The organism is uncultured Algibacter sp. (assembly GCF_963976535.1).
Lineage (GTDB): Bacteria > Bacteroidota > Bacteroidia > Flavobacteriales > Flavobacteriaceae > Algibacter_B.
In genome coordinates, this window is the sequence record NZ_CAXBLF010000007.1 from 21,143 (window position 1) to 46,567 (window position 25,425).

The window sequence follows — 25,425 nt, forward strand, 5'->3', positions numbered from 1 at the left end:
CAAAAACTTATGGAAGCAGCAATTATCTTAGTGTTTGTTATGGGCTATTTAGCCATTACTTTAGAGCATAGTATAAAAATTGACAAACTTATTCCGGCACTGGTCATGATGGCTATTAGTTGGGCATTAATTGCTTTAGGTATTGAAAGTTTCCCACAGTGGTTTGATTCTGCAAACCATTCTTTAATGGAAAATTTTGGAAGTTTAGCGTCCGAGGAAAAAATGCAATTGATGGAAGAATCACTCTTACATCATTTAGGTAAAACTTCAGAAATTTTAGTATTCCTTTTAGGCGCCATGACTATTGTTGAAATCATTGATTATTTTGATGGTTTTTCAACTATAAAAGACTTTATAAAAACTAAGAAAAAAAGCAAAATACTATGGATTTTTGCCATATTAGCTTTCATCTTATCGGCTATTATTGATAATCTTACAGCTACCATTGTTTTAATCTCTATACTACAAAAAATAGTAAAAGATAGAAGCGTACGTATTTGGTTTGCTGGTTTAATTATTATTGCTGCTAACGCAGGGGGGGCTTGGTCTCCAATTGGTGATGTTACTACAACCATGCTTTGGATTGGTAAAAAAGTAACCACAGGTCATTTAATTGGGTATCTATTGTTACCATCCTTTTTATGTATGGCAGTACCAACATTTATCGCATCGTATTTACCAGCATTTAAAGGAGATTTAGATGTGGAAGAAGTTGAAGAAAAGAAAAAATCTAGATTTAGCGGTACCATGCTTTATTTAGGTTTAGGCGCCATTGTGTTTGTGCCAATTTTTAAAATGGTAACTCATTTGCCTCCTTATGTAGGAATGATGCTGTCTTTAGGTGTTGTGGCTACTTTTGCTGAAATTTATAGTAGTTCTAAGTTTAGTATGACTATGCATGACTCGGAAGAAAGTGATGCGCATGCACAACACAGTCCAGTACATTATTCGTTGTCTAAAATAGAATTACCTAGTATTTTGTTTTTCTTAGGTATTTTATTGGCTGTGGCGGCGCTGGAATCTTTAGGTATTTTGTTCAACTTTGCATCTTCATTACAAGACTCAATGCCACAATTAGGAACAGAAATGAGCTCAGGTGGTGTTTCTGATTTAGTAGTTTTATTACTAGGTGTGGGATCAGCAGTTATTGACAATGTGCCATTGGTAGCCGCTAGTTTGGGGATGTTCTCAGAGCCAATAGATGATCAATTATGGCACTTTATTGCCTATTCTGCTGGTACCGGAGGAAGTATGTTAATCATTGGTTCTGCTGCTGGTGTTGTTGCTATGGGAATGGAAAAAATAGACTTTTTCTGGTACTTAAAAAAAATAGCTTGGTTAGCCGCAATTGGTTTCTTAGTAGGGGCTGCAGCATTTATGTTTACTAGAACTTGGTTTTAGTCTATTAAGGATTGAATTAAATAATTTTTCGCTTTTACGGAAGGGGAAGTAAAAAGCAATAAACTATACTTTTATATATAAATAAGCGTTATACAGTTGCAATAAATTAATATTATATGCTAAGTACATTATTACAAAATGCTCAAGAAGGAGCTGAGGTGCTAACTGATGGTGAATCAGTTGAAAAAACACTTTCAATTATAGAATTAATTAGCAGCGGTGGTGCTGCGGGACAAGTTATAATTGCTGTTCTGTTTTTACTACTAGTTGGAGCAATTTATATTTATTTTGAACGCATTTTCGCCATAAAAGCCGCTTCAAAAGTTGATGCAAATTTTATGAATCAGATTAAAGACCATGTAAGTAATGGTAAAATTGATTCTGCTCAAATGCTATGTGCTCAGGTTAATACTCCTGTATCCAGATTAATTGGTAAAGGGATTTCCAGAATAGGAAAACCACTTGCAGATATTAATACGGCTATTGAGAATGCAGGTCGTTTGGAAATTTATGGCTTAGAAAAAAACGTAAGCGTTCTAGCAACAATTTCTGGTGCTGCTCCTATGATAGGATTCCTTGGTACAGTAATTGGAATGATATTAGCCATATTTGAATTAGCTAATGCCGGAGGTACTATTCAAATGGATGTTTTAGCAAGTGGCTTATATACGGCTATGACAACTACAGTTGCAGGTTTAATTGTAGGTATTGTGGCTTATATGGCATACAATCACTTAGTCGTTAAAACCGACAAAGTAGTATATCAAATGGAAGCTAATTCATTAGAATTTTTAGATCATTTAAACGAACCTACTTAGTATGAACTTTAGAGGAAGAAATAAGGTTACACCAGAGTTCAATATGTCGTCTATGACGGATATTGTGTTTCTGCTTCTTATCTTTTTTATGATTGCTTCTACATTGGTTACCACAAATGCTATTGATATTTTATTGCCAAAAGCAAGTGGAAAAACTGAAAACAAAAAATCAGTTGCAGTTAGTATCAAAAAAGATTTAACCTATTATATAGACCAAAAACGAGTTGGTGAAAGTGTTTTAGAAAACGAATTGTTGGCAGCCTTGTCTTCTCAAGAAAAACCGACAATAGTTTTAAGAGCAGAAAAGTCTGTGCCTGTTGAAAATGTTGTAAAGGTCATGGATATAGCAAATAGGAATAAATTCAAGGTCATTTTAGCGGTAAAGCCTTAACAAGATAATGAAGTACTTCAAAACAAAGCACGAAAAGAATTCTGCAAGATTAACAGCTTTAATAGCTGTTATTTTGTTGCTTTTGCTGTTTGTGGTTGGTACAACATATATGGATCCACCAGAAGAATATGGCGTTGCCGTAAATTTTGGTAATTCAGATTTTGGTAAAGGAAAAGTTCAACCCTTAAAGCCTGTAAAGTCTGAACCTAGAAAGATTGAAGAACCGCCTCAACCAGATGTTTCAAAATCGGAACCTACAAAAACTTCAGAAACTAAAGAAGAAGTGTTAACCCAAGAAGATTTAGAATCTATAGCTATAAAAAAGGAAAAACAGGCAGAAGCTAAAGCAAAAGCCATTGCAGATACTAAAGTTAAGGCTGAAGCCGATAGAGTTGCGAAAGAAAAACGTGAGCAAGAAGAAAAAAAGAAAAAATTGGATGCTTTAATTGGTGGCGTAAGTAAATCAGAAGGCTCTGAAAGTGGTAGCGAAGGGAATGACAATAAATCTGGTGATAAAGGACAATTAGATGGTAATCCTTATGCGCCAAGTTATTTTGGAGGTCAAGGCACAGGTAGTGGTGGCGTTGGTTACGGTTTAAATGGAAGAGGTAAAGCGTCTTTTAAGCGACTTAAACAAGATTGTAATGAATCAGGAATGGTTATTGTAAAGATTATTGTAAATCAAAGTGGAAATGTTATTTCGGCGGAACCTGGACAAAGAGGAACTACAAATACAGCACAATGTTTATTAGAGCCAGCCAAAAAAATTGCCATGTCTCATAAATGGCCTTCAGATTCTAAAGCGCCTACACGTCAAATAGGATTTGTTAGTGTTAACTTCAAATTAAGTCAATAGTAAATGACATATCAAGATACGCTCAATTGGATGTTTTCTCAACTACCAATGTATCAACGACAGGGTAAAACGGCCTTTAAGAAAGATTTATCTAATACCTTAAAACTCGCGGAACATTTAAGTAACCCTGAAACCAAGTTTAAGACTATTCATGTAGCTGGAACTAACGGAAAAGGCTCTACTAGCCACATGTTAGCCTCAGTTCTACAAGAAGCAGGATATAAAGTAGGTTTGTACACATCTCCGCATTTAAAGGACTTTAGAGAGCGAATTAAAATCAGCGGGAAAGAAGTAAGCAAACAATTTGTTATTGGTTTTATAAAGCGAAACAAATCTTTTTTTGAAGCTAATAAACTATCGTTTTTTGAAATGACAGTAGGACTGGCTTTTGATTATTTCGCTAAACAAAACATTGATATTGCTGTTGTAGAAGTTGGTTTAGGAGGACGATTAGATTCTACAAATATAATTACCCCAGAAGTTTCAGTAATTACAAACATAGGCTTTGACCATACCCAATTTTTAGGTGATACGCTCGAAGCTATTGCTTTTGAGAAAGGTGGAATTATTAAACCGAATATTCCAGTAGTCATTGGTGAAACACAAAAAGAAACAACCCCAGTTTTTAGAAGTTTAGCTAAAGCATGTGATTCTGAAATAGTTTTTGCAGATATGGTAGTTTTTGAAATGTATAAATCGGATTTAATAGGTAGTTATCAATCTAAGAACATAAAAACGGTCATTCAAACGGTAAAAGTACTTCTGAAAAAAGGGTTCAAAATATCTAGCAAAAACCTTAAACAAGGCTTGCTAAAAATTGTTGAAAATACTGGTTTGTTAGGGCGTTGGCAAGTTTTATGCGAGAAACCTAGGGTGATTTGTGATACAGGGCACAATAGAGAAGCCTTAACGTATGTGATGCAACAACTTTCAAATGAAACTTTTGAATTATTACACATTGTTTTTGGCGTTGTGAATGATAAGGATTTAAGCACTATTGTTGATTTGCTTCCAAAAAAGGCAATTTATTATTTCTGTAAACCCAATATTCCAAGGGGTTTAGACGCAGAAGAATTGAAACAAATATTTTTTAGGCACAATTTAAAAGGTGAAGCTTATAATTCTGCTAATGAAGCTTATATGGCAGCTTTAAATAATGCTAAAAATGAGGATTTAATTTTCATCGGAGGAAGTACATTTGTTGTAGCTGAAATAATTTAAATTTTTATTGAAAAAGTTTTTGCAGAATTAAAAACTAGGTTATATTTGCAGTCCAATTTAGAGGACGCATAGCTCAGTTGGTTCAGAGCATTCCGATTAACATCGGAAGAGTCGGAGGGTAATACCGAGCCTTTTAAAAAAATTTCGGGCGCATAGCTCAGTTGGTTCAGAGCACTTGGTTTACACCCAAGGGGTCGGGGGTTCGAATCCCTCTGCGCCCACAAAAAACCCAAGATTTATCTTGGGTTTTTTTATTCACAGATTTTTCTACCATGACATATTACATTTACATTCTCTTTATTCAGCGTCTCTAAATAAATATTATGTTGGTTCTACTGAAGATGTTTATAATTGGTTGTAGAAACATTTACAAAATCACAAAGGATTTACAGGGAAAGCTAAAGATTGGGTTTTAAAGTATACTGAAACCTACAATCCTAAAAGCGAATCTATAAAACGAGAGTTGTGGCAAATAAAGAAATGGAAAAGCAGAAAAATGATTGAACGGCTTATTGAAAAGTAGTCAAGTCAAGGAACAGAGCATCCCGATTTTTTATCGGGAGAGTCGGGGGTTCGAATCCCTCTGCCACAGAAAGAATCCTGATAGTTATATCAGGATTTTTTTATACAATCCGATGGATCCTAAATTACCTCAAAATTATGTTAGTTCAATAGCAAGTTATCATAATCAAGGATAGCGAGAAGCGATCTTTTATCTGTTCGTCTTATTTTAGATGTTTATAGATTTTGCTTAACAGATTTTTTTTATCAAAAGGTTTAACCAAAACATCATTGATGCCGTTTTGTTTAAAGCGTTTTATATCTTTTTTGTATGCTTGAGTAGATAATGCGATAATGGGTGTTTTTTTATAGTCTTTGGATAGGTTTCGGACAGAAGCAGCTAAATCCATGGCAGAAAAATCTTGGATGGTATTAGACAGCAATATTAAATCTACGCTTTGATTGATAATATTTGGCACCAATTCTTGGCCTTTAGAAATTATATTAATGTAAAAATCGCCAGTAGTTGCTAGTATTTTTAAAATAGTAAGTTGTATTAATTCAGAATCTTCAACTAATAAAATATGATGCTTTTTATCTAAATGTGGTAATTGTTTGTTCAACAATTCTGTTTTTAAACTTTGGTTATAATCTGATATTTTAAAACTTAGGTTACATATAAATTGTGAGCCTTTCTTAAGTTCACTTTCAACTTTAATATTGCCTTCCATTTCAGAAATTAAATATTTCACGACCGCTAAACCAAGTCCAGTACCTTTATTATTTTGAGTCTCTGATTCTATTTTAGTAAACCTTTTAAATATAGACTCTATGTTTTTTGTTTCAATACCACAACCTGTGTCGGTCACTTCTATACGAAGATTTGCTTTTTTTGCTCGGATATAATTAAGGGATATATTTAGGTTTATTGACCCTTTAGTTGTGAAAGAAATGGCATTATTTAAAAGATTACCAATAATTTGTTTCAATCTATATTGATCTCCTTTTATAAATTCAGGAAGATTTTTATCAATGTCAAAATTAAATTTAAGGCCTTTTTTTACGGCTAAAAGATTGTAGCCAATAACAATATCATGCAATAGTTTTTTTAAGTCAAAAACGGTTTCAATTAAGGTTAGCTTACCAGATTCTATTTTAGAGATATCTAAAATATCTTCAATTCTATTTTTTAAATCTCTATTCGACGATTGAATAATGTCTAGATAATTTTTTTGTTCAGAACTTAATTCGCTATTAATTAGTAAATCACTAAAAATTATGGATGCTGTTATTGGGTTTCTAAGTTGATGGCTAAAATTTGCTATAAAGTTGTTTTTGAAAGTTTCTTTTTCCAGCAAGTACTCATTCTTTAACTCTAATATTTGTGAGTTTATAATAGACTCATTTCTTGTTTGTGCAGTAAGTTGATAATTATTGTAGTGCTTTGTTAAATCCTCAATAATTATGAGGTTTTCATTGTTGTTTTGCGAACGAATTGTAACATCGACTATAACAACCTTATCTTTAAAATCTAAGTTAATACAAGAAAATTCAAAACATTCATTTTCAATTTGTAATAGACTGTTTAATATGTCAAAAAAAGGATGAAAATTTTGTAGTTGATTATTTTCGTGGATAGATAGAATAGAATTGTCAGTTTCTAAAATACATCCTGAATTATCAACTAAAATATATTGAAAATTATTTGTGTAATATTTTTTCTTGTAGGCCTCTAGCATGGTTTCTAAATTAACTCTTTAGCTAATTTAGAGAAAAGAGTTTCAACTCTACTACCAGTTTTGGCGCTAACAAAAAAATCGACCAAAGGCTTAAAAACATCGCTATATTGCGTTAAATATGCTTTATTTACTAAGTCCATTTTGTTTCCTACTACTTTAACAGGAATATTTGGGTAATTTTCTTTAAGAAATTTTAATTCAGAATCAAGATTTTCAAAAGTTACAGGTCTTGATAAATCAATGACGTAAATAAATCCATTGGTACCTAACAAATAAGAAGGACGTGTATTTTTTATATCATCTTGCCCTTCTAAATCCCAAATTATAAGAGAAATGGATTCCTTTTCTGGTATATCAATCGTTTTTTTAGAAATATGAACACCTATAGTAACTGTGTATGCCTCAGAAAAAGTGTTTTCAACAAAGCGCCTAATTAAAGACGTTTTGCCAACACCAAAATGCCCAATTAAAACAATTTTTTTAGATACTGCCATCATTAAAGAAGCCTTCTAACTTTTTGGTTAATAAATTTTTGTCCTTTAGCGTGTCAACAATTTTTTGTTTACTAGTAAACTTAAAAATTTTGTCTTCCAATTTGTCTTTAAATATCACATTATAAGCGCCAGAAACAATAACAGCAATGTAGAATGAAGAGAAATTTTGAAGGTGAATATGGTAAAGGTCATATTCTATATATTGTAAATTTTGACTTTCTTTTTTGAAGGCATCTTCAACAAAACTCTTTATAGCCGTCAACATACCAGCTACCATATCTTCATCTGTCATCTTGTTTTCCGAAAATTCAGCTAATACCAGTCCAGAACCTTTTTCAATAATAATAACTTGTTCGATTTTGGTATGGGTTTGTTCTTGAATTATTAAATCTGATTCATCTATTCCTGATGCTTTAGATTTTGCTTTTCTAAAGAAACGTTTAAATGAAAACGTATGATTTACTTGGTTGTTTATTCTTTCTGACAGCAATTTCATTTCATGCTGTACATAGCGCTTAACCATTTTTCCTAAGATTGGAAAAAGCGCTTCAACAACAGCATCTTTAGAGTTTTTAATTTCCTCCTTTAAGGCTTGAGTAATCGTAGGCCCTAAAGTGTTGGGTATTTCTTTTACAAAATCTTCTAGTTTTGCATCAATTATTGGATCTACCTTTGTGGAAAGGTTTTTCTTTTCATTAACAGTGTTCTCAAGAATTTTAATTTTTGTTTCAATAGAAGAAGCAAACTCCCGCGTATCAGTAAGCAGAATATCTTTAATGATACTTAATTTTTCATCTTGATTCATCTATGAGAAGGTGTTTAATCACTAATTTTTTCTCCTAATTTGATAAAAAGTTCACTTAATAATTTACGATTAACTTTTTTATTGTCAAGATTGTCTAGCTTGTCATTTACAGAATTTTCAAGATCGGTAATTCTTATGTTTATATCTGTACTAAGTGTATCAATATTTTGTAAAAGCTCAGATTCTACCGTGCTAATTAAATTTTGAAGTTCTTCTTTTTTAGCTAAAATATCAGCCTTAACACCTTCAAATTCTGAATTGTAAGCCTGAATGTTTTCTCCAAAAATAAGTTCCTTAATGGCATCAATTTTTGAAGTGGTATTTTGAGATTCTCCATTCAAATTTTCCTTGGTTTTTTCTTTTGCTTGGTTTTTCATTATCAGGAAGTTTGTTGTTATTTAATACAAAAATAGTTTAAAATAGGTTAAAATGAGAAATTCAAGTGAATAGATTTGCTTCAATTCAATTTTGAATCCAAAAAAAGTCCTACAATTTCATTTATTTATAAGTTTAAAGATGCATTTTTTTTATCAAACTTGAATGTTTATACTTCAAACTTCTGAGTACATGACAAAAATTAAAAAGTGTCACATTGAGCGCAGTCGAAATGCTTTTGAAAACGATATTCCTAATGTCTTCGACTGCGCTCAGACTGATATCCGATATATTATCAATTTTTGTCATGTACTTATTTCAAACTTATTAGTTGAAGGCTCTTATCTTAAATCAGAGGATTCTCTTATAACCAATTCGGCATCTAAAATAATTTTGTTTAGAGTTTGTTCAATGGTTTTTTTCTTAGTGTAAGATAAAAATGTAAGCGCTGCCTGCTTTCCAATTTCTGCACTATGCTGATTTATACTTGATATAGAAGGTGTTACCATAGCAGTAAAGGGTTCATCTCCAAAACCAACTAAAGCGATATCTTCAGGAACTTTTATGTTTTGCTCCTTGAGTAGTTGCAAGGCTCCCAGGGCTGCATAATCACTAGCAACATACACGGCATCAGGTCTTTCTTTAAGTTTTAGTAACTGAGACATTTTTTTTCTTCCATCTTCTATGGTCAGACTACTTTCAATAAGAAGCTCATGATCTAAAGGAAGGTTATGCTTTTTTAAAGCATCTATATAACCTCTAATTCTATTATTAAAAATTCGGGTATGTTTATAACCACCTATATGGGCTATTCGCTTGCGGCCTTGTTTTACGAGATGTTCAACAATGACATGGCTGCTATCATAATCATTAATACCAATATAATCGACATTTAAATCATTTTCTCCACGATCAAATAAAATTAACGGGATGCCTTTAGTTTTAATTTTTTCATAATATTCTAAATCAATAGTCTCATTTGCCATAGATGCAATAATACCATCAACTTGGGTAAATAATAGGGTGTCTATATTACGACACTCTTTTTTGAATGATTCGTTTGATTGTGTTATAATGATATTATAGCCTTCTTTGTTTAATACTTCTTCTATGTTTTGAATCACGGAAGAAAAAAAATTACTATTTGTTCTAGGAACTATAACACCAACTAAGTTGCTTTTTCCTTTCCTTAAAGCACTTGCTAAATGATTAGGTTGGTAGTTTAAGTTTTTAGCAACTTGTTTAACAGCTTTTTTTGTTTTATCACTGATACGAGAGTCGTTATGTAAAGCTTTTGAAACCGCCGCTGCAGATATATTTAAAACATTTGCAATGTCTTTTATGGTTGTTTTTTTTTTGTTTGTCAATTTTTTTATATATTTGCTTAAACGTTTAAGCAAATATACTGTATTAGTTAATCGAATCAAAGCCCAAATTACATTTTAAAAGGTTTTGATTTATTTTTAAATATTTGGTTAAACGTTTAAGCAAAACTAAAAACATTTAAATAAGACCAATTAAAATGAGTAAAGTAGTAACATTTGGAGAAATCATGTTAAGATTAGCTCCACAAGGATTTTTAAGATTTTCACAAGCTAATAATTTTGACGCCATCTATGGTGGAGGAGAATCAAACGTAGCAGTATCATTAGCTAACTATGGTGTTTCAGTAGATTTTGTAACACGTTTACCAAAGAATGATATTGGTGAATGCGCTATGATGGAAATGCGTAAACGAGGTGTAGGTGTTGATAAAATAGTTTATGGTGGTGATCGTTTAGGGATTTATTTCCTAGAAACTGGAGCTGTATCTAGAGGCTCTAAAGTGGTTTATGATCGTGCACATTCAGCCATGTCTGAAATTAAATCAGGAATGATTGATTGGGATGCTGTTTTTGATGGCGTAGAGTGGTTTCACTGGACAGGTATTACACCCGCTATTTCGCAAGGATCTGCAGATGTTTGTTTAGAGGCTGTAAAAGCTGCTAGCGCAAAAGGAATTACTATTTCAACAGATTTAAATTATCGAGCAAAACTTTGGAATTTCTGTGATGACGCACATAGAGAAGCCATTATGACTGAATTAACGTCGTATTGTGATATTGTTTTAGGAAATGAAGAAGATGCAGAAATGCATTTCGGAATTAAACCTGCAGGAGCGGCAGTTCAAACGGCTGGACATGATGTGAAAGCAGAAGCTTTCTTATCTGTTTGTCAACAAATGACAGAAAAATTCCCAAGAGCTAAAAAGGTAATTACAACATTGAGAGGGTCAATTTCTGCTTCTCATAATACTTGGGCTGGTGTTCTATATGATGGTAAACAAATGTTACAAACACGTCAATATCAAATCACTGATATCGTTGATAGAGTTGGTGGAGGAGATTCATTTATGGGAGGTTTAATCTACGGATTATTAAAATACCCAGAAGATGATCAAAATGCATTAGACTTTGCAGTTGCAGCATCTTGTTTAAAACACACAATTAAAGGTGATGCAAACTTAGTGACTGTTAGTGAAGTAGAAAAATTAATGGGAGGTGATGCTTCTGGAAGAGTTGCCAGATAATAAATTTATAAAAACTACAAGGTTTTTTTAAGCCTTGTAGTTTTTTAATTAAATCTTAAAATCAATTATTTTCTATGAAAAAATCGATTGCAATAATGTGTGGTGGTGGTCCTGCACCAGGTATAAACACAGTAATAAGCACATTGGCCAAAACTTTCTTAAAGGATGGTTATGATGTTATAGGTGTGCATCATGGTTATAAAGGATTGCTTTCTGATAATCCATCAATAGTTTTTTTTGATTTTCATCGTGCAGATCGCATTTTTAGTCTTGGAGGTTCTACTTTAATAATGAGTAGATTTAAACCAAAAGACAGCGATTTTAAAGCAGATTTTTTTAAGAAACATAATGTAAAATTATTAGTTACTATTGGAGGAGACGATACAGCTTCAACTGCCAATAGATTAACTAAATATGTTAATAGTCAGGATTTGGATGTTGCACATGTTCATGTCCCAAAAACTATAGATAACGATTTACCTTTACCAGACAGAAATCCAACTTTTGGTTTTCATACAGCTAAAGACGAAGGAGTTCGTATTGGTAATACCGTTTATGAAGATGCTAGAACTAGTGAAAACTGGTTTGTAGTTGCTGCAATGGGGCGTTCTGCTGGCCATTTAGCTTTTGGAATTGCTTCGGCTTGTCATTATCAAATGATGATTATTCCTGAAATGTTCGATAAGACTAATATTACATTGGAAAAAATCATTAATATGATTATTTCTTCTATTGTTAAATGTAAAATTCAAGGTATCGAATATGGTGTTGCTTTAGTTAGTGAGGGGGTTTTTCATTTTATGGAAGAAGAAGAAATTATAAACTCTGGTATAAATTTCACCTATGATGATCATGGTCATCCTGAATTAGGAAACGTTAGCAAGTCTCATATATTCAATTATTTATTACAAGTTAAATTAAAAGAACTTGGGTTGGATATTAAATCTAGACCTGTAGAACTTGGTTATGAATTAAGATGTTGTAAACCAATTGCATTCGATTTAACCCTATGTACATTACTTGGTATAGGTGTTAAAAAATTATATGACGAAGGAGTTTCTGGTTGTATAGTAAGCGCCAATTCAAACGGAGATATAATGCCATTGTATTTAAAGGATTTTGAAGATAATGAAGGTAAGATTCCACCTAGATTAGTCGACATTAATTCAGATATGGCGCAACTGTTTATAAACAACCTTTTTTATGTTAAAGAAAAAGATTACAAAAAAGCAAAAAAATATGTACCGAATCCGGAGGCATATGATTTCAAGAAAATATTAAACTGGAATTAAAAACAAAAAAAATAATAAAATGGCACAATTTTCAAGATTAGAAGTAGCGCAAGCAATGAAAGATACAGGAATGATTCCTTTGTTTTTTCATAATGATATAGAATTAAGTAAAAAGGTATTAAAAGCATGTTACGATGGTGGTGCACGCTTAATGGAATTTACTGCTCGTGGCGATTTTGCCCATGAGGTTTTTGGTGAATTAACAAAATATGCGATTGCAGAATTACCCGGAATGATTATGGGTGTTGGTTCTATTACCGATGGTGCAGCAGCATCTTTATATATGGCGCTTGGAGCGAACTTTATTGTAACTCCAGTTTTAAGAGAAGATATTGCTATTGCTTGTAATCGTAAAAAAGTGCTTTGGTCTCCTGGATGTGGTACATTAACTGAAATTGCTAGAGCAGAAGAATTAGGATGCGAGATTGTGAAACTATTCCCTGGTGATATCTACGGACCACAGTTTGTAAAAGGAATTAAAGGCCCTCAACCTTGGACCAGTATCATGCCTACAGGAGGTGTTTCGCCAACTGAAGAAAACTTAAAAGGATGGTTTGATGCAGGTGTTACTTGTGTTGGAATGGGATCTAAATTAATTTCAAAAGAGATTATTGCTAATAAAGATTATGCTAAGTTAGAGCAAGACGTTATAGCTGCTTTAAGTATTGTTAAATCTGTTAGAAAATAGTTATTAATATTATTTGAATTTGTAGAGTTGTACTTATGCAACTCTACTTTTTTAATTTCTCTAAGACATAAAATATATTTTTAATCTAAATAATTCCCCGATGGTTCTACCTCGGGGTTTCTGAATTTACCTCCCCCAAGGGGAGGTCGGAATTGCCTTTTCGCAATTCTGGGTGGGGCAAAATATAAAATTTTGATTTTTGGTTTCATGGCCAAAATGAAACCAACGAAACCTGCCAGCCGGCAGGCTGGTACAACTATGGCTTGCCTCGGGGATAATCGGCTTCAAGAAATTTTTTATTACTTAAACTTTTTCTCGTAATGCTGTTTTTCTTTTTTACTCACTAAAAAATTTATTACATTTGGCGTCGTACTAAAAAAAAATATTAAAAATGAAAATAATGAAATGTTTAAGTCTTGCAGCAGTGGTCATCTTACTAGTGTCATGTAATAAAAATGGAGCCACACAAAAACCTATAAAAACAGAACTAGATTCAGTTAGTTATGCTATTGGAATGGATGTTGCTAAAAATGTAAAAGCTAGTTTTGAAGATTTTGATAATGATTTGTTTATTCAAGGATTTACAAATGTTTTAGATTCAACAGACATATTAATTGATGCTACTGTGGCTCAACAAGTTGTTAGAACATATTTTCAAAAGAAACAGAAAGCAGATGCTGCTAAAGCGAAAGAAGAAGGAGAAAAAGCTAAAGTAGATGGTATTAAGTTTTTAGAAGATAATAAATCTAAAGAAGGTGTTCAAACTACTGAAAGTGGTTTACAGTACATCGTTTTAAAAGAAGGAACAGGTGAAAAACCAACAACTTCATCAAAAGTTAAAGTTCATTATCATGGAACTTTAATTGATGGAACTGTGTTTGATAGTTCAGTAGATAGAGGAGAACCAACAGAATTTGGAGTTACTCAAGTTATAAAAGGTTGGACTGAAGGTTTACAATTAATGAATGTAGGTGCTAAATATAAGTTTTTTGTACCTAGTAACTTGGCTTACGGTGCTAACCCAAGACCAGGCGGAGTAATTAAACCTAACTCAACATTAATATTTGATGTTGAATTATTAGAAATTGTAAAGTAGTAGTTCATTACATATTCTTATAAAAAAAACAGGAAGTTTTACTTCCTGTTTTTTTTGTTTCTAATTTTTTGTGATGTAATGAATATTCAAATTGTAACTTTGCAGTAGATTAAATGAAAAATAAGATGAGCCATAAAGCAGGTTTTGTAAATATTATAGGGAATCCTAATGTTGGGAAATCAACATTAATGAACGCTTTTATTGGAGAAAAACTTTCAATAATAACGTCAAAAGCACAAACTACAAGACACCGAATTTTAGGTATTGTAAATGGTGATGATTTCCAAGTAGTTTTAAGTGATACCCCTGGAATTATAAAACCAGCCTATGAACTTCAAGAGTCTATGATGGGCTTTGTGAAATCTGCTTTTGAAGATGCCGATGTACTTCTTTATATGGTAGAAATTGGAGAGAAGGAATTGAAAGACGAGGCATTTTTTAATAAAATAACCGATTCAAAAATTCCTGTCTTGTTGCTGCTAAATAAAATAGATAAGTCAGATCAAGGGCAGTTGGAGGAGCAGGTTCAAACTTGGGCTGAAAAAGTACCAAATGCAGAAATTTTTCCAATATCAGCACTTGAAGGTTTCAACGTAAAAGAAGTTTTTACTCGTATTTTAGAATTGCTTCCTGAATCACCTCCTTTTTACCCAAAAGATCAATTAACTGATAAACCAGAACGATTTTTTATTAATGAAACTATTCGAGAAAAGATTCTTATTCATTACAAAAAAGAAATTCCTTACGCTGTTGAGGTAGATACTGAAGAATTTTTTGAAGAAGAAAATATTATTAGAGTGCGTTCTGTAATTATGGTTGAAAGAGAAACCCAGAAAGGGATTATTATAGGACACAAGGGTAGTGCGTTAAAAAGAGTAGGGGTTGAAGCTCGAAAAGACCTAGAGAAATTTTTTGGCAAACAAATTCATATTGAACTTTACGTTAAAGTGAATAAAAATTGGCGTAGTAATCAAAACCAACTAAAACGTTTTGGTTACAATTAAAGCACTTTTTCTTGGTTTACATTTAATATATTATTCATGAAATTATTGAGTAATCGCATATCACTAGTACTTGATGCTTTACCAATACTTCCTGCAAAATATAAAGTAACCCATATTAAAATCATTAAAAGTGTTATACTGGCTTGAACGGCATAGCTTTGTTTTAAAGTCAAATTGGTATAAGTCCAAATGGCAAAAGCAATAAATATTCCTGCAACAAGAAAATGGAGAAACATAAAAAGCGTCCAAACTGTTGGGTTGGGGCCAAATAAACCGTGAAGTGTGCAAGAGTTATCGTCAACTTTATTTATTTCAAGATGCAATTGTGGCGACCAAAAATGTTGTTTTTCCTTAGGGAATTTAATAAAAACATGATCGTCAACTCTAGCAATAACAAATTCAGATTGCGTTGTTTTAGCATTCTCAAAATCACTCAAAATCGCTTCATTATACCTAGGAATTTCCATTTTAAAACGTGGGCGTAATGCAATGTCGTTATTTAGTGGCATTCATAATAAGTTTAGCAAAGTAAATTACTGTTTTTTATTTAAACTTTAAATACATTCAATCTTTATTAAAAAAGAACTTTGCGTCATGTATATTCCCTATTTTTGCAAAATATTTCGGATAGAAATAATAAGGGCATCAGATAAGGTGTAATACCAAATGTATTTTAAAATGATTGATAGTAAATTTGAATTATATTTTCTTTAGATGATATAGAAAATATAGCCATAGCATTAGTTACGGTTCTATTTTATATTGAAATGTAAAGGAAATAGAAACGAATTTAATCGGTTATTTTAAAGTTTATTTGGTATAAAATACAATTTAAAAGTTATGAGTAATATAGTAGCCATAGTAGGAAGACCAAATGTTGGGAAATCAACGTTTTTTAACCGTTTAATACAACGAAGAGAAGCTATTGTTGATGCGGTAAGTGGCGTTACGAGAGACCGCCATTACGGAAAAAGTGATTGGAATGGAAAAGAATTTTCTTTAATTGATACTGGAGGTTATGTTTTAGGAAGTGATGATGTTTTTGAAGCCGAAATTGATAAACAAGTAGAGTTAGCTATTGATGAAGCTGATGCTATTATCTTTATGGTAGATGTAGAATCTGGAGTAACTGGAATGGATGAAGATGTTGCTAAATTACTTCGTAAAGTAAATAAGCCTGTTTTTTTAGTAGTTAATAAAGTTGATAATGGAAAGCGTGCAGAAGATGCGGTTGAGTTTTATTCATTAGGTTTAGGTGATTATTATACTGTGGCGAGTATTAATGGAAGCGGTACAGGTGAACTTTTAGATGCTTTAATTGAAGCCTTACCAGAAAAGGAAGAGGTTGTTGAAGCAGAACTACCTCGTTTTGCTGTGGTTGGTCGTCCAAATGCAGGAAAATCATCATTTATAAACGCCCTTATTGGTAAAGATAGATATATAGTAACAGATATTGCAGGAACAACAAGAGATTCTATTGACACTAAATACAATCGTTTTGGATTTGAATTTAATTTAGTAGATACTGCTGGAATTAGAAGAAAATCTAAAGTAAAAGAAGATTTAGAGTTCTATTCTGTTATGCGAAGTGTAAGAGCCATAGAGCATAGCGATGTATGTCTTATTGTTTTAGATGCCACCCGTGGTTTTGACGGACAAGTTCAAAACATTTTTTGGCTAGCAGAACGTAACCGAAAGGGTATTGTAGTTTTAGTAAATAAATGGGATTTAGTAGAGAAAGACCATAAGTCTGTTAAGGAATTCGAAAAAGTTATAAGACAACAAATGGAACCTTTTACGGATGTTCCAATTGTTTTTATATCTACATTAAAAAAGCAACGAATTTTTAAAGCCATTGAAACTGCTGTTGAGGTTTACCAAAACCGAACCAAGAAAATTAAAACCAGTAAGCTTAATGAGGTCATGTTGCCCATTATAGAAAACTACCCACCACCTGCGTATAAAGCAAAGTATGTTAAGATTAAATACATCATGCAATTGCCAACGCCACAACCTCAATTTGCTTTTTTCTGTAATTTACCGCAGTATGTAAAAGACCCATACAAAAGATTCTTAGAAAATAAATTACGAGAAAATTTTGGATTTAATGGTGTGCCTATCAGTGTTTATATGCGTAAGAAATAGTTTAATCTGAATGATTCCCCGATGGCTTTGCCTCGGGGTTTCCGATTTACCTCTCTTTGGGAAAGGTCGGAACTGCCTTTTCGCAGTTCAGGGTGAGGTAAAATACAAAATTTCAAGAATATTTTTATTTTAAGAGCATTAATACTACAAGAACCTTATTTTCGTTTCAAGTTTAAGTATTACACTTAAGCATCATTAATCAATCAAAAAACAACGAATGCGCAAATTAATTTTTGTAGCAACTTTATTGGGTTGCATCTTCTCTTATAGTCAATCAAAAGAATTTAAAATTACAGGTAGAATTGTTTCAGAAGAAAATCAAACACCTTTAGAAGCGGCAACTGTTTATCTGGAACGTAAAAAAGATAGCAGTTTAGTAACTTATACAATCTCAAATAAAGATGGTGGTTTTGAGTTAAAAGATGAAATTTCAGATGAAAGTTTAAATCTTTTAGTTTCCTATGTAGGTTATCAAACTTATAAAAAGGAAATTTCAATAAATCAAGCTAAAATTGTTTTAGAGCATATTAAACTTAAAATTAGTACGGATGCTTTAGATGAAATTTTAATTAAATCATCACCTCCAGTAACTATTAAAAAAGACACTTTAGAGTTTAATGTGAATTCGTTTAAAACAAAAAAGGATGCAAATGTTGAAGATTTATTAAAGCAATTACCGGGTGTCGAAATTGATGAAGAAGGCAAAATAAAGGTAAATGGAAAAGAGGTAAATAAAATATTAGTTAATGGTAAACCATTTTTTGGTAATGACCCTTCAATTACTACAAAAAACCTAACTAAAGAGATTATTGAAAAAATTCAAGTCGTAGATACTAAAACAAAAAGCGAAGCTTTTACAGGGGAAGAAGGAGATACAGAAAATAAGACGATAAACTTAACTATAAAAGAAGAAAACAATAAAGGTATTTTTGGTCGTGTTGCCGCCGGTGTTGGAACAGATAAGCGCTATGAGTTTGCAGGAATGTTTAATCGTTTTGATAACGATCAACGTGTTAGTGTTTTAGTAGGTGGAAATAATATAAATTCACCCGGATTTAGTTTTGGCGAAATCCAAAAAATGTTTGGCGGTGGCGGAAGCAGCTCATGGAGTAGTAATGGGTCTTTTAATATTAACGGACGGCAATTTGGTGGAGGAGAAGGTATTACAACCTCAAGATTGTCAGGCGTAAATTATGCTGATGATATTGGTAAAAAAACGGAGGCCGCAGCAGATTATTTTTATTCAAAAAGTAATTCAGAAAATGATAAATCTTCACAAAGAGAAACGATCTTGTCTAACTCTAGATATTTTTCAAATTCACGTTCCAATTCTAATAACGATACAGAAAGTCATACCGTTAATACCGATTTTGAAATAAAAATTGATACAACATTCATGATAAATATTAAACCTTCGTTTACATCATCAAAATCAACCACAGAATATGTAAGTGAAGATGAAACGTTAAACGAAAATTTAACGCTTACAAATCAGTCATCATTAAACTCTTTTGTAGCGCGTGAGCTGAATGATTTTTCAAATGAAATTAGTGCCACTAAAAAGTTTGGATCTAAAGGTGCCTTTTTAAGATTTAATATTGAAAACCGTATTAATAAAAATGAAAGTGATGATTTTATAAACTCTATTTCTGAGGTTTTTGGAGCATCATCTGAAACTATTGTAAGAAATCAGTTTACTGATGATAACAGCAAAAGCAACGATTTTTCAACAGATGTTAGATATAAATTGCCAATAAAAGCTAATGAATTCTTTGTTAATTTTGAGTATGAATACCAATATAATAAAGACGAGAATAGAAAAAGTACTTATGATTTTGACGACGTTTCAAACACGTATAATACGTTCAATGAAGATTTAAGTACAGACTTTGAATATACAGATGTAAAAAGTGCTCCAGGTATTCAATTAAGCTATAAAAAAGAAAAATTTTCAGCGAGATTTGGTGTGGCTTCTATATTTAGAACTTTAAAAAATAAAGACGGATTGAGACCTCAATTTAACGTAGAAAGAGATTTTAATGCAGTTGAAATAAAATCTAATTTTAATTACCGATTTAGTAAAAAGGCTTCATTTTATGCAAGTTACAGGTTATTAAACAGACCGCCTTCTTTAAGGCAGCTACAAGCTTTTGAAGATGTTTCAAACCCTTTGAATACTGTGGTTGGTAACCCAAATTTAGAACCTACCAACGAAAACAGATTTTACTTAAGTTTTAATGCGTACAATTGGCAGGAGCGTACAGGGTTTTACGTATATGCTAATATAACTGCAAATAATAGCGCTGTAGTTTCAAAAACAATTGTTAATCCAGAAACACTTACGCGTACAACCACTTATGATAATGTTGATGGAAACCAGAATGGATATGCAGGAATAGATTATAGTAAAAGAATCAAATTAGATTCGTTAAGCTCAATAAGATTAAAGGTTGGTAGTTGGTTAAATTTCTCGAGAAGTATTAATTTCAATAATGATGTTCAGTATGCAAGTAAAAGCGCAGCATTAAACCCTAATATTGGAATAGATTATGTTTTGAAAGATGTTTTTGAATTTAAACCAAGGTATAGATTATCTTTTACAAATAATAAATACGATATTGATGCTTTTGAAGATAGAAATTTCACATCACATAATTTAGATTTAAATACGGCATTTTTCTTGCCAAAAGGTTTTGAATGGCGAAATGATATTACGTACAATTACAATGCTGATATAGCAGATGGTTTCCAAAAAAGCGCTTGGTTTTGGAATGCAAGTATAGCCTACTCTGTATTGAATGAAAAAGGAACTATCAGTTTAAAAGTATATGATTTACTCAATCAAAATACCAATGCAATACGAAGAGCAACCCAAGACTATATCGAAGATACACAAAGCACAGTTTTACGCCAGTATTTTATGCTTAATTTCAGTTGGAAATTTAATAGTTTAGGATCAAAAGGTGAAACAGGAGGAAATGGACATTATTATGTAGATTAATTTTTTTACTTGGCAATGAAAACCAAACGCATCTGCTTCAACTTTGGCCTTAGCATTTTTATGAAACAAATTAGTAATTTCTACTTCCCGAATTACTAAAAACAATAATTTATTGATATTCAGTATTTATTATTTTTAAAACAACATCATAGATTTGGTTTTGTTCTAACATGAGTTATTAAATGTTTTGGAGCCTATAAGTGATTATGTAAAAAAAAGTAATTTCAAGATTATAGTTTTATTTTCGTATTTATTGGTTATTTTTAAATGATTTAAAACAATCAATTTATGAGTCAAATTATAACATTTGGAGAGGTGCTTATGCGTATATCACCTCGGGGAAATAGAAAGTTTATTCAGTCTAATACAGTAGAATTTTATTTCGGAGGAACGGAATTAAACGTGGGACTTTCCATTGCTCATTTTGGAGATAGCGTAAAGCATATTACATGTATTTCTGACGATTTTATTGGTAATACGGCTCTAGCATATTTAAATAAATTTGATTTAGATACCACAGCTGTTGTGCGTTCAAACAGACCTTTAGGTGTTTATTTTTTAGAAGTTGGAGCCGTTATGCGGCCAAGTTCAATTTCATATAATCGATCACATTCTGCCTTTTCTGAAATTAAACCTAGCATGGTTAATTGGGAAAAATCATTGGCAGATGGTAGTTGGTTTCATTGGACAGGAATCACACCAGCACTAACCCAAGGCAGTTTTGATACTTTAAAGGAAGGCCTGAAATTAGCCAGAAAAAAAGGGATGCAAGTTTCGGCAGACCCAACTTACAGAAGTGGTTTATGGAAATATGGTGTTGACCCTAAAGAGGCATTAACAGAATTACTTCATTGTTCAACTATATTTATTGGAGGTATAAACGAAATGAATGAAGTTTTAGATACAAATTTTGGCTATAGTAACGATGAATTTATTGAAGCCAGTAAATTGCTAATGGAAAAATTTCCAACTATTGAAAAAGTATTTGATAAAATAAGAACTTCCATAAATTCCTCATGGCATAAAATTCGAGCTAGAATGTGGAATGGCATTAAGTTCTGTGAAACCCAAGATTTTGATATTACGCATATTGTTGATCGTATTGGGACTGGCGATGCATTTGCAGCCGGTTTAATTTATGGTTTGCAACATTTTGACGATACTAAATCTATGGAATTTGCAAGTGCAGCATGTGCTCTAAAACACACTTATGTAGGAGATGTTAATTATGCTACAATTGATGAAGTTACCCGTATTGTAGAAGGAAATATATCTGGACGTTTTAATAGGTAGGCATATTATAATCAAATTAAGAATTTTGTTTTAGTACATGATAAAAATTTAGAATAGAACTATAAGCTGCAAAGGTATAGTGTATTACGGATTTTTAGTTACAAAGACCTCACAGGTTTTCAAAACCAGTGAGGTCTTTGTTATCCTGAAAATTACAAGTAGTTTATTTCTCATTAAAAAACCACCGTCTTTGACGGTGGTCATGTTTTAAAGGCTCTGCCATTGTTTATTAGTTTTATGATTAAAAACAGAGTAAATTATATAGATGTTTGTTAATCAGATATAGTTGATAAACGTGTGATGCCCCTTTGGGGCTAATCTGAAAACCAAAGCCACCGTTTTTAACGGTGGTTGTTTATTTACTTCTCAAAATTAATTTTTGTCATATACTTAAGAATTTTGTGCTTAATAGAAAGTTACCAACCACCAGAAGCACCGCCACCACCAAAGCCGCCACCGCCAAAGCCACCTCCAAAACCGCCACCACCGCTTGAACTTCCGCCCCAACCGCTTGATGAGCCTCGTCGGTAATTGCCACGTCCCATATTACTCAGAATAATAGCTTCTAATAAATCACTTCCGGCAGATTTACGTCCTCTGTTTCCGCCACCGCCACCACGTCTGTTTTTGGAAATTGAAATAAGGATAATGATAAATATGAAAATAAGAATAAATATAAGCCCAATAGGAAACTCACTACTATTTGATTGTCGGGAGCCTTTGTATTCACCATTTAAAACTTCAAAAATGGCATCAGCCCCTCTACTTAATCCTCCAGGGTAATCATTCTGTTTAAAATAAGGGATAATATCTCGTTCTATAATTCTTTTAGACATGGCATCGGTTAATAAATGTTCAACGCCGTAGCCCGTATTTATAGCTATTCTTCTATCATCCTTTGCTAATAGTATTAAAATACCATTATCTTCTTTTTCTTGACCAATGCCCCATTCTTGCCCCCATTTTGCTCCTAAATAGTTGATGTTTTCTCCATTTGTAGAATTGATAACAGCAATCACTATTTGAGTTGAGGTTGTATCAGAATACTTAATAAGCTTTTGTTCTAAACTGCTTTTTTGAGTAGAGGAAAGCAAATTTGCATAATCATAAACACTGGTTTGTACCTTTGGTTTTTCAGGAATATTATATTGCGCATAAGAAAAGCTAAATGATAATATAACAACCAGTAAGCTAAGTACAACTTTGTTTTTTAAGTTATACTGCGACTGCGACTGAATACTGCATACTGAATACTGCATACTGAATTTTATCCTTTAGAAATGGCGTTAGTTAGTTCGTTTGAGTCAGAATCTGAATATGGAAAATAGGTTTTAAGTTGTTCGCCAGATTTTAAAACACCTTCAATTAAACCTTGTTTAAAATCACCTTTTTTGAAATGTGATTGCATCAGGTTTTTAGTGCTGTCCCAGAAATCATTTTCAATCACATCATTAATTCCTTTGTCACCAAAAATCACAAAGGTTTTATCATCTATAGCAACATATATTAACACCGCATTTTGAAGTTTGGTGTTATCCATTTTTAAGGTGTGAAAAAGCTCTAAAGCACGATTTGTAGCATCGCCTTTACTTGTTTTTTCTATATGTACACGAATTTCCCCTGAAGTATTTAATTCTGCAACCCGAATAGCTTCAACAATGTCTTGTTCTTCCTCTGCAGTTAGAAAATCTTCAACCTTATCTAACATTTTAAAACTCTACTTTAGGAGCGTTTTCACTACCAGGAGCACTTTTAAATCTAGCCATTTCTTTAAATCCAAATAGGCCAGCTAATAATTTTCCAGGAAATTTAGTGGTGAATATATCGTAAATATTTACCTTTTCATTAAATCGGTCTCTAGTGACGTTAATTCTGTTTTCTGTACCTTCTAATTGTGATTGCAATTCAAGAAAACTTTTGTCTGCTTTTAAATCAGGGTATCTTTCTACAGTTACTAATAACCGAGATAAAGCACCACTTAAGCCTTGTTGAGCCTTCTGAAATTGCGCCATTTTTTCAGGTGTTAAATCTCCAGCATCAATAGTTGTTTTTGTAGCTTCTGAACGTGCTTTAATAACACCTTCTAAAGTTTCTTTTTCGTGAGCAGCGTAACCTTTTACTGTAGCAACTAAGTTTGGAATCAAATCTGCTCGACGTTGGTATGCACTTTCAACATTAGACCAAGCTGTTTTAGCATCAGCTTCATATTCAACAGCTGTGTTGTTAAATCCTTTTGCCCAAGAATAGACTCCTAATACCAAAATGGCAATTATAATCAATGGTAAAAATTTCTTCATGATAAATAAGTTTAATATAATTTTGTTAATTGTTATTGATAAGACACTTCTTTTTATAAAAAGTTACATCAGTCTTAATATTAAAGGTGTTGTTTTATTTTGATGAGCTGATTTTTTACATCTTCTAGCTTACTAATAATTTCAAAATTATTAAGGGCTTGCTTTTTTTCTTCTTTTAAATGTGTTTTTGCACCCTCAAGTGTAAATCCACGTTCTTTAACTAGATGATAGATGAATTTAAGATTTTTTATATCTTCTGGTGTAAACTTACGGTTACCTTTTGCGTTTTTTTTAGGTTTGAGTACATCAAATTCTTTCTCCCAGAAACGAATCAGAGAGGTATTCACTCCAAATGCTTTGGCAACTTCGCCAATACCATAATATCTTTTTTCAGGTAATTCTATATGCATTAATCGAGGGATTGATTTTCTAAAGAAGCATGCTCCAATAACTTGTTAAATTCTTCCGCAGTTAAACTTCCGTAGTAGAAATTTATTGGGTTAATGCGGTCTCCGTCTTTAAATATTTCGTAATGTAAATGAGGTGCTTCAGAGCGTCCAGTGCTTCCAACAAATCCTATTAAATCCCCTCGTTTTACTTTTTGGTTTTTTCGAACATTGTATTTGTATAAATGTGCATACAAACTTGTGTAACCATAACCATGCTTAATTCTTATATGTTTACCGTAGCCAGATGAATTACTGTCCGCACGTTCTACTACGCCATCACCAGTTGCATAAACTGGAGTGCCTCTTGGTGCCGTGAAATCCATACCCCAATGCATTTTTCTAACCTTAGTAAATGGGTCAGATCGCATACCGTAACCAGAAGCCATACGGGTTAAGTCTTCATTACTAACAGGTTGTATAGCTGGAATTGCAGCTAAAAGCATTTCTTTTTCTTCGGCAAGTATTTTAATTTCATCAAGAGATTTTGATTGCACTACAATTTGTTTTTGTAAAATGTCTAAACGCTTATTGCTTTCAATAATCAATTTAGAATTATCAAAACCTTCGAAACTTTTGTATCTGTTGATTCCGCCAAATCCAGCTCTACGTTGCTCATCAGGAATAGGATTAGCTTCAAAATAAACGCGGTAAATATTATTATCTCTATCTGCAACATTGGCTAAAACGGCTTCAGCGTGTTCCATTTTTTTATTGAGCAATTCAAACTGTAATTGGGCATTCTGAAGTTCTCTTTTAAAAGCACGTTCTTTAGGAGATTCAACATACTGGCTAGCTATAAAAACAAATATAAATGCGAAAAAAGCAGCTGCTAAAATAAATATACCTGCATACTTAAATGTAGTCCGCTTTTTGCGTATTATTTTGCGGTAAGAAAGCGATTCTTTATCGTAGTAATATTTTACCTTACTCATTTCTTAAATTATACTATTTTTGCAACTAAATTAGAACAACTAAAAGTGTTGTTTCAAG

At 32.3% G+C, this 25,425-nt stretch carries 24 protein-coding genes and 1 tRNA gene; 14 read left to right on the forward strand and 11 right to left on the reverse strand.

Features of this window, described 5'->3' with window-relative positions:
• The first annotated feature begins 9 nt into the window (after positions 1 to 9).
• The 6 genes from nhaD (at position 10) to AAC024_RS03800 (ending at position 4,908) form a co-directional block, all read left to right on the forward strand.
• On the forward strand, positions 10 to 1,401 hold the full coding sequence (nhaD, locus tag AAC024_RS03775; RefSeq protein WP_339893857.1) for a sodium:proton antiporter NhaD: 1,392 nt from the start codon (positions 10 to 12) through the stop codon (positions 1,399 to 1,401).
• A 116-nt stretch (positions 1,402 to 1,517) separates the two neighbouring features.
• The gene (locus AAC024_RS03780) at positions 1,518 to 2,219 is read left to right on the forward strand and encodes a MotA/TolQ/ExbB proton channel family protein (protein ID WP_339893858.1); all 702 of its coding nucleotides are present in this window, start codon (positions 1,518 to 1,520) and stop codon (positions 2,217 to 2,219) included.
• 1 nt (position 2,220) lies between these two features.
• Positions 2,221 to 2,610 (forward strand): biopolymer transporter ExbD, encoded by a 390-nt coding sequence (locus AAC024_RS03785; RefSeq protein ID WP_271560501.1) that lies wholly within the window; start codon positions 2,221 to 2,223, stop codon positions 2,608 to 2,610.
• Positions 2,611 to 2,617: 7 nt separating this feature from the next.
• The gene (locus AAC024_RS03790) at positions 2,618 to 3,466 is read left to right on the forward strand and encodes an energy transducer TonB (protein WP_339893859.1); all 849 of its coding nucleotides are present in this window, start codon (positions 2,618 to 2,620) and stop codon (positions 3,464 to 3,466) included.
• A gap of 3 nt (positions 3,467 to 3,469) precedes the next feature.
• Positions 3,470 to 4,687 (forward strand): folylpolyglutamate synthase/dihydrofolate synthase family protein, encoded by a 1,218-nt coding sequence (locus tag AAC024_RS03795; RefSeq protein WP_339893861.1) that lies wholly within the window; start codon positions 3,470 to 3,472, stop codon positions 4,685 to 4,687.
• A gap of 146 nt (positions 4,688 to 4,833) precedes the next feature.
• A tRNA-Val gene (locus AAC024_RS03800) sits at positions 4,834 to 4,908 on the forward strand.
• A 504-nt stretch (positions 4,909 to 5,412) separates the two neighbouring features.
• Here AAC024_RS03800 and AAC024_RS03805 read toward each other — a convergent pair.
• The 5 genes from AAC024_RS03805 to AAC024_RS03825 all read right to left on the reverse strand — a co-directional run bounded on the left by AAC024_RS03805 (position 5,413) and on the right by AAC024_RS03825 (position 9,968).
• On the reverse strand, positions 5,413 to 6,927 hold the full coding sequence (locus AAC024_RS03805) for an ATP-binding protein (RefSeq protein ID WP_339893862.1): 1,515 nt from the start codon (positions 6,925 to 6,927) through the stop codon (positions 5,413 to 5,415).
• A gap of 5 nt (positions 6,928 to 6,932) precedes the next feature.
• On the reverse strand, positions 6,933 to 7,424 hold the full coding sequence (locus AAC024_RS03810) for a Rab family GTPase (RefSeq protein WP_339893863.1): 492 nt from the start codon (positions 7,422 to 7,424) through the stop codon (positions 6,933 to 6,935).
• Positions 7,408 to 8,226 (reverse strand): cell envelope biogenesis protein OmpA, encoded by an 819-nt coding sequence (locus AAC024_RS03815; protein WP_339893865.1) that lies wholly within the window; start codon positions 8,224 to 8,226, stop codon positions 7,408 to 7,410. The genes AAC024_RS03810 and AAC024_RS03815 overlap by 17 nt, the downstream gene beginning before the upstream one ends.
• Positions 8,227 to 8,240: 14 nt before the next feature.
• Positions 8,241 to 8,603 carry a fructose 1,6-bisphosphatase gene (locus tag AAC024_RS03820; RefSeq protein ID WP_339893866.1) on the reverse strand — a complete coding sequence of 121 codons (363 nt, stop codon included), beginning with the start codon at positions 8,601 to 8,603 and terminating at the stop codon, positions 8,241 to 8,243.
• A 339-nt stretch (positions 8,604 to 8,942) separates the two neighbouring features.
• Entirely contained in the window at positions 8,943 to 9,968 is a 1,026-nt protein-coding gene (locus AAC024_RS03825; protein WP_339893867.1) for a LacI family DNA-binding transcriptional regulator, read from the reverse strand.
• A 155-nt stretch (positions 9,969 to 10,123) separates the two neighbouring features.
• On the opposite strand from AAC024_RS03825, the gene AAC024_RS03830 reads away from it, so the two are divergent.
• The 5 genes from AAC024_RS03830 to era all read left to right on the forward strand — a co-directional run bounded on the left by AAC024_RS03830 (position 10,124) and on the right by era (position 15,250).
• Positions 10,124 to 11,170: a sugar kinase gene (locus AAC024_RS03830; RefSeq protein WP_339893868.1), complete on the forward strand. Its 1,047-nt coding sequence runs from the start codon at positions 10,124 to 10,126 to the stop codon at positions 11,168 to 11,170.
• A 74-nt stretch (positions 11,171 to 11,244) separates the two neighbouring features.
• The gene (locus AAC024_RS03835; RefSeq protein ID WP_339893869.1) at positions 11,245 to 12,462 is read left to right on the forward strand and encodes a 6-phosphofructokinase; all 1,218 of its coding nucleotides are present in this window, start codon (positions 11,245 to 11,247) and stop codon (positions 12,460 to 12,462) included.
• Positions 12,463 to 12,481: 19 nt separating this feature from the next.
• Positions 12,482 to 13,150, forward strand: a complete 669-nt coding sequence (locus tag AAC024_RS03840; protein ID WP_339893870.1) for a bifunctional 4-hydroxy-2-oxoglutarate aldolase/2-dehydro-3-deoxy-phosphogluconate aldolase — start codon at positions 12,482 to 12,484, stop codon at positions 13,148 to 13,150.
• Between the two features lie 391 nt (positions 13,151 to 13,541).
• The gene (locus tag AAC024_RS03845) at positions 13,542 to 14,246 is read left to right on the forward strand and encodes an FKBP-type peptidyl-prolyl cis-trans isomerase (protein WP_339893871.1); all 705 of its coding nucleotides are present in this window, start codon (positions 13,542 to 13,544) and stop codon (positions 14,244 to 14,246) included.
• Between the two features lie 125 nt (positions 14,247 to 14,371).
• Positions 14,372 to 15,250 (forward strand): GTPase Era, encoded by an 879-nt coding sequence (gene era, locus AAC024_RS03850; RefSeq protein WP_339893872.1) that lies wholly within the window; start codon positions 14,372 to 14,374, stop codon positions 15,248 to 15,250.
• Here the strand turns inward: era and AAC024_RS03855 are convergent.
• Positions 15,247 to 15,759, reverse strand: a complete 513-nt coding sequence (locus AAC024_RS03855; protein WP_339893874.1) for a GTP-binding protein — start codon at positions 15,757 to 15,759, stop codon at positions 15,247 to 15,249. The genes era and AAC024_RS03855 overlap by 4 nt on opposite strands.
• Before the next feature lie 331 nt (positions 15,760 to 16,090).
• On the opposite strand from AAC024_RS03855, the gene der reads away from it, so the two are divergent.
• The 3 genes from der to AAC024_RS03870 all read left to right on the forward strand — a co-directional run bounded on the left by der (position 16,091) and on the right by AAC024_RS03870 (position 21,689).
• Positions 16,091 to 17,395, forward strand: coding sequence for a ribosome biogenesis GTPase Der (gene der, locus AAC024_RS03860; RefSeq protein WP_339893875.1), 1,305 nt, complete (start codon positions 16,091 to 16,093; stop codon positions 17,393 to 17,395).
• Between the two features lie 217 nt (positions 17,396 to 17,612).
• Positions 17,613 to 20,396 (forward strand): outer membrane beta-barrel protein, encoded by a 2,784-nt coding sequence (locus AAC024_RS03865; protein ID WP_339893876.1) that lies wholly within the window; start codon positions 17,613 to 17,615, stop codon positions 20,394 to 20,396.
• Between the two features lie 288 nt (positions 20,397 to 20,684).
• Positions 20,685 to 21,689: a sugar kinase gene (locus AAC024_RS03870; protein ID WP_339893877.1), complete on the forward strand. Its 1,005-nt coding sequence runs from the start codon at positions 20,685 to 20,687 to the stop codon at positions 21,687 to 21,689.
• 416 nt (positions 21,690 to 22,105) lie between these two features.
• On the opposite strand, the gene AAC024_RS03875 is transcribed toward AAC024_RS03870, so the two are convergent.
• The 5 genes from AAC024_RS03875 to AAC024_RS03895 form a co-directional block, all read right to left on the reverse strand.
• Positions 22,106 to 22,948 (reverse strand): TPM domain-containing protein, encoded by an 843-nt coding sequence (locus tag AAC024_RS03875; RefSeq protein ID WP_339893878.1) that lies wholly within the window; start codon positions 22,946 to 22,948, stop codon positions 22,106 to 22,108.
• Between the two features lie 8 nt (positions 22,949 to 22,956).
• Entirely contained in the window at positions 22,957 to 23,397 is a 441-nt protein-coding gene (locus AAC024_RS03880; protein ID WP_339893880.1) for a TPM domain-containing protein, read from the reverse strand.
• A 1-nt stretch (position 23,398) separates the two neighbouring features.
• Complete coding sequence (locus AAC024_RS03885; protein WP_339893881.1) at positions 23,399 to 23,986, reverse strand: LemA family protein; 588 nt, start codon at positions 23,984 to 23,986, stop codon at positions 23,399 to 23,401.
• Between the two features lie 80 nt (positions 23,987 to 24,066).
• Positions 24,067 to 24,396 (reverse strand): MerR family transcriptional regulator, encoded by a 330-nt coding sequence (locus tag AAC024_RS03890; protein ID WP_339893883.1) that lies wholly within the window; start codon positions 24,394 to 24,396, stop codon positions 24,067 to 24,069.
• Positions 24,396 to 25,367 (reverse strand): M23 family metallopeptidase, encoded by a 972-nt coding sequence (locus AAC024_RS03895; protein ID WP_339893884.1) that lies wholly within the window; start codon positions 25,365 to 25,367, stop codon positions 24,396 to 24,398. Before AAC024_RS03895 ends, AAC024_RS03890 begins: the two co-directional genes overlap by 1 nt.
• Between the last annotated feature and the right edge of the window lie 58 nt (positions 25,368 to 25,425).

Coding starts and splice junctions, on each gene's coding strand:
- AAC024_RS03810 (WP_339893863.1), bottom strand. CDS start 7,424: ATGATGGCAGTATCTAAAAAAATTGTTTTAATTGGGCATTTTGGTGTT.
- AAC024_RS03785 (WP_271560501.1), top strand. CDS start 2,221: ATGAACTTTAGAGGAAGAAATAAGGTTACACCAGAGTTCAATATGTCG.
- era (WP_339893872.1), top strand. CDS start 14,372: ATGAGCCATAAAGCAGGTTTTGTAAATATTATAGGGAATCCTAATGTT.
- AAC024_RS03885 (WP_339893881.1), bottom strand. CDS start 23,986: ATGAAGAAATTTTTACCATTGATTATAATTGCCATTTTGGTATTAGGA.
- AAC024_RS03835 (WP_339893869.1), top strand. CDS start 11,245: ATGAAAAAATCGATTGCAATAATGTGTGGTGGTGGTCCTGCACCAGGT.
- AAC024_RS03870 (WP_339893877.1), top strand. CDS start 20,685: ATGAGTCAAATTATAACATTTGGAGAGGTGCTTATGCGTATATCACCT.
- AAC024_RS03895 (WP_339893884.1), bottom strand. CDS start 25,367: ATGAGTAAGGTAAAATATTACTACGATAAAGAATCGCTTTCTTACCGC.
- AAC024_RS03815 (WP_339893865.1), bottom strand. CDS start 8,226: ATGAATCAAGATGAAAAATTAAGTATCATTAAAGATATTCTGCTTACT.
- AAC024_RS03805 (WP_339893862.1), bottom strand. CDS start 6,927: ATGCTAGAGGCCTACAAGAAAAAATATTACACAAATAATTTTCAATAT.
- AAC024_RS03865 (WP_339893876.1), top strand. CDS start 17,613: ATGCGCAAATTAATTTTTGTAGCAACTTTATTGGGTTGCATCTTCTCT.
- AAC024_RS03875 (WP_339893878.1), bottom strand. CDS start 22,948: ATGCAGTATTCAGTATGCAGTATTCAGTCGCAGTCGCAGTATAACTTA.
- AAC024_RS03830 (WP_339893868.1), top strand. CDS start 10,124: ATGAGTAAAGTAGTAACATTTGGAGAAATCATGTTAAGATTAGCTCCA.
- AAC024_RS03820 (WP_339893866.1), bottom strand. CDS start 8,603: ATGAAAAACCAAGCAAAAGAAAAAACCAAGGAAAATTTGAATGGAGAA.
- AAC024_RS03780 (WP_339893858.1), top strand. CDS start 1,518: ATGCTAAGTACATTATTACAAAATGCTCAAGAAGGAGCTGAGGTGCTA.
- nhaD (WP_339893857.1), top strand. CDS start 10: ATGGAAGCAGCAATTATCTTAGTGTTTGTTATGGGCTATTTAGCCATT.
- AAC024_RS03845 (WP_339893871.1), top strand. CDS start 13,542: ATGAAAATAATGAAATGTTTAAGTCTTGCAGCAGTGGTCATCTTACTA.
- AAC024_RS03855 (WP_339893874.1), bottom strand. CDS start 15,759: ATGCCACTAAATAACGACATTGCATTACGCCCACGTTTTAAAATGGAA.
- AAC024_RS03840 (WP_339893870.1), top strand. CDS start 12,482: ATGGCACAATTTTCAAGATTAGAAGTAGCGCAAGCAATGAAAGATACA.
- AAC024_RS03795 (WP_339893861.1), top strand. CDS start 3,470: ATGACATATCAAGATACGCTCAATTGGATGTTTTCTCAACTACCAATG.
- der (WP_339893875.1), top strand. CDS start 16,091: ATGAGTAATATAGTAGCCATAGTAGGAAGACCAAATGTTGGGAAATCA.
- AAC024_RS03790 (WP_339893859.1), top strand. CDS start 2,618: ATGAAGTACTTCAAAACAAAGCACGAAAAGAATTCTGCAAGATTAACA.
- AAC024_RS03880 (WP_339893880.1), bottom strand. CDS start 23,397: ATGTTAGATAAGGTTGAAGATTTTCTAACTGCAGAGGAAGAACAAGAC.
- AAC024_RS03890 (WP_339893883.1), bottom strand. CDS start 24,396: ATGCATATAGAATTACCTGAAAAAAGATATTATGGTATTGGCGAAGTT.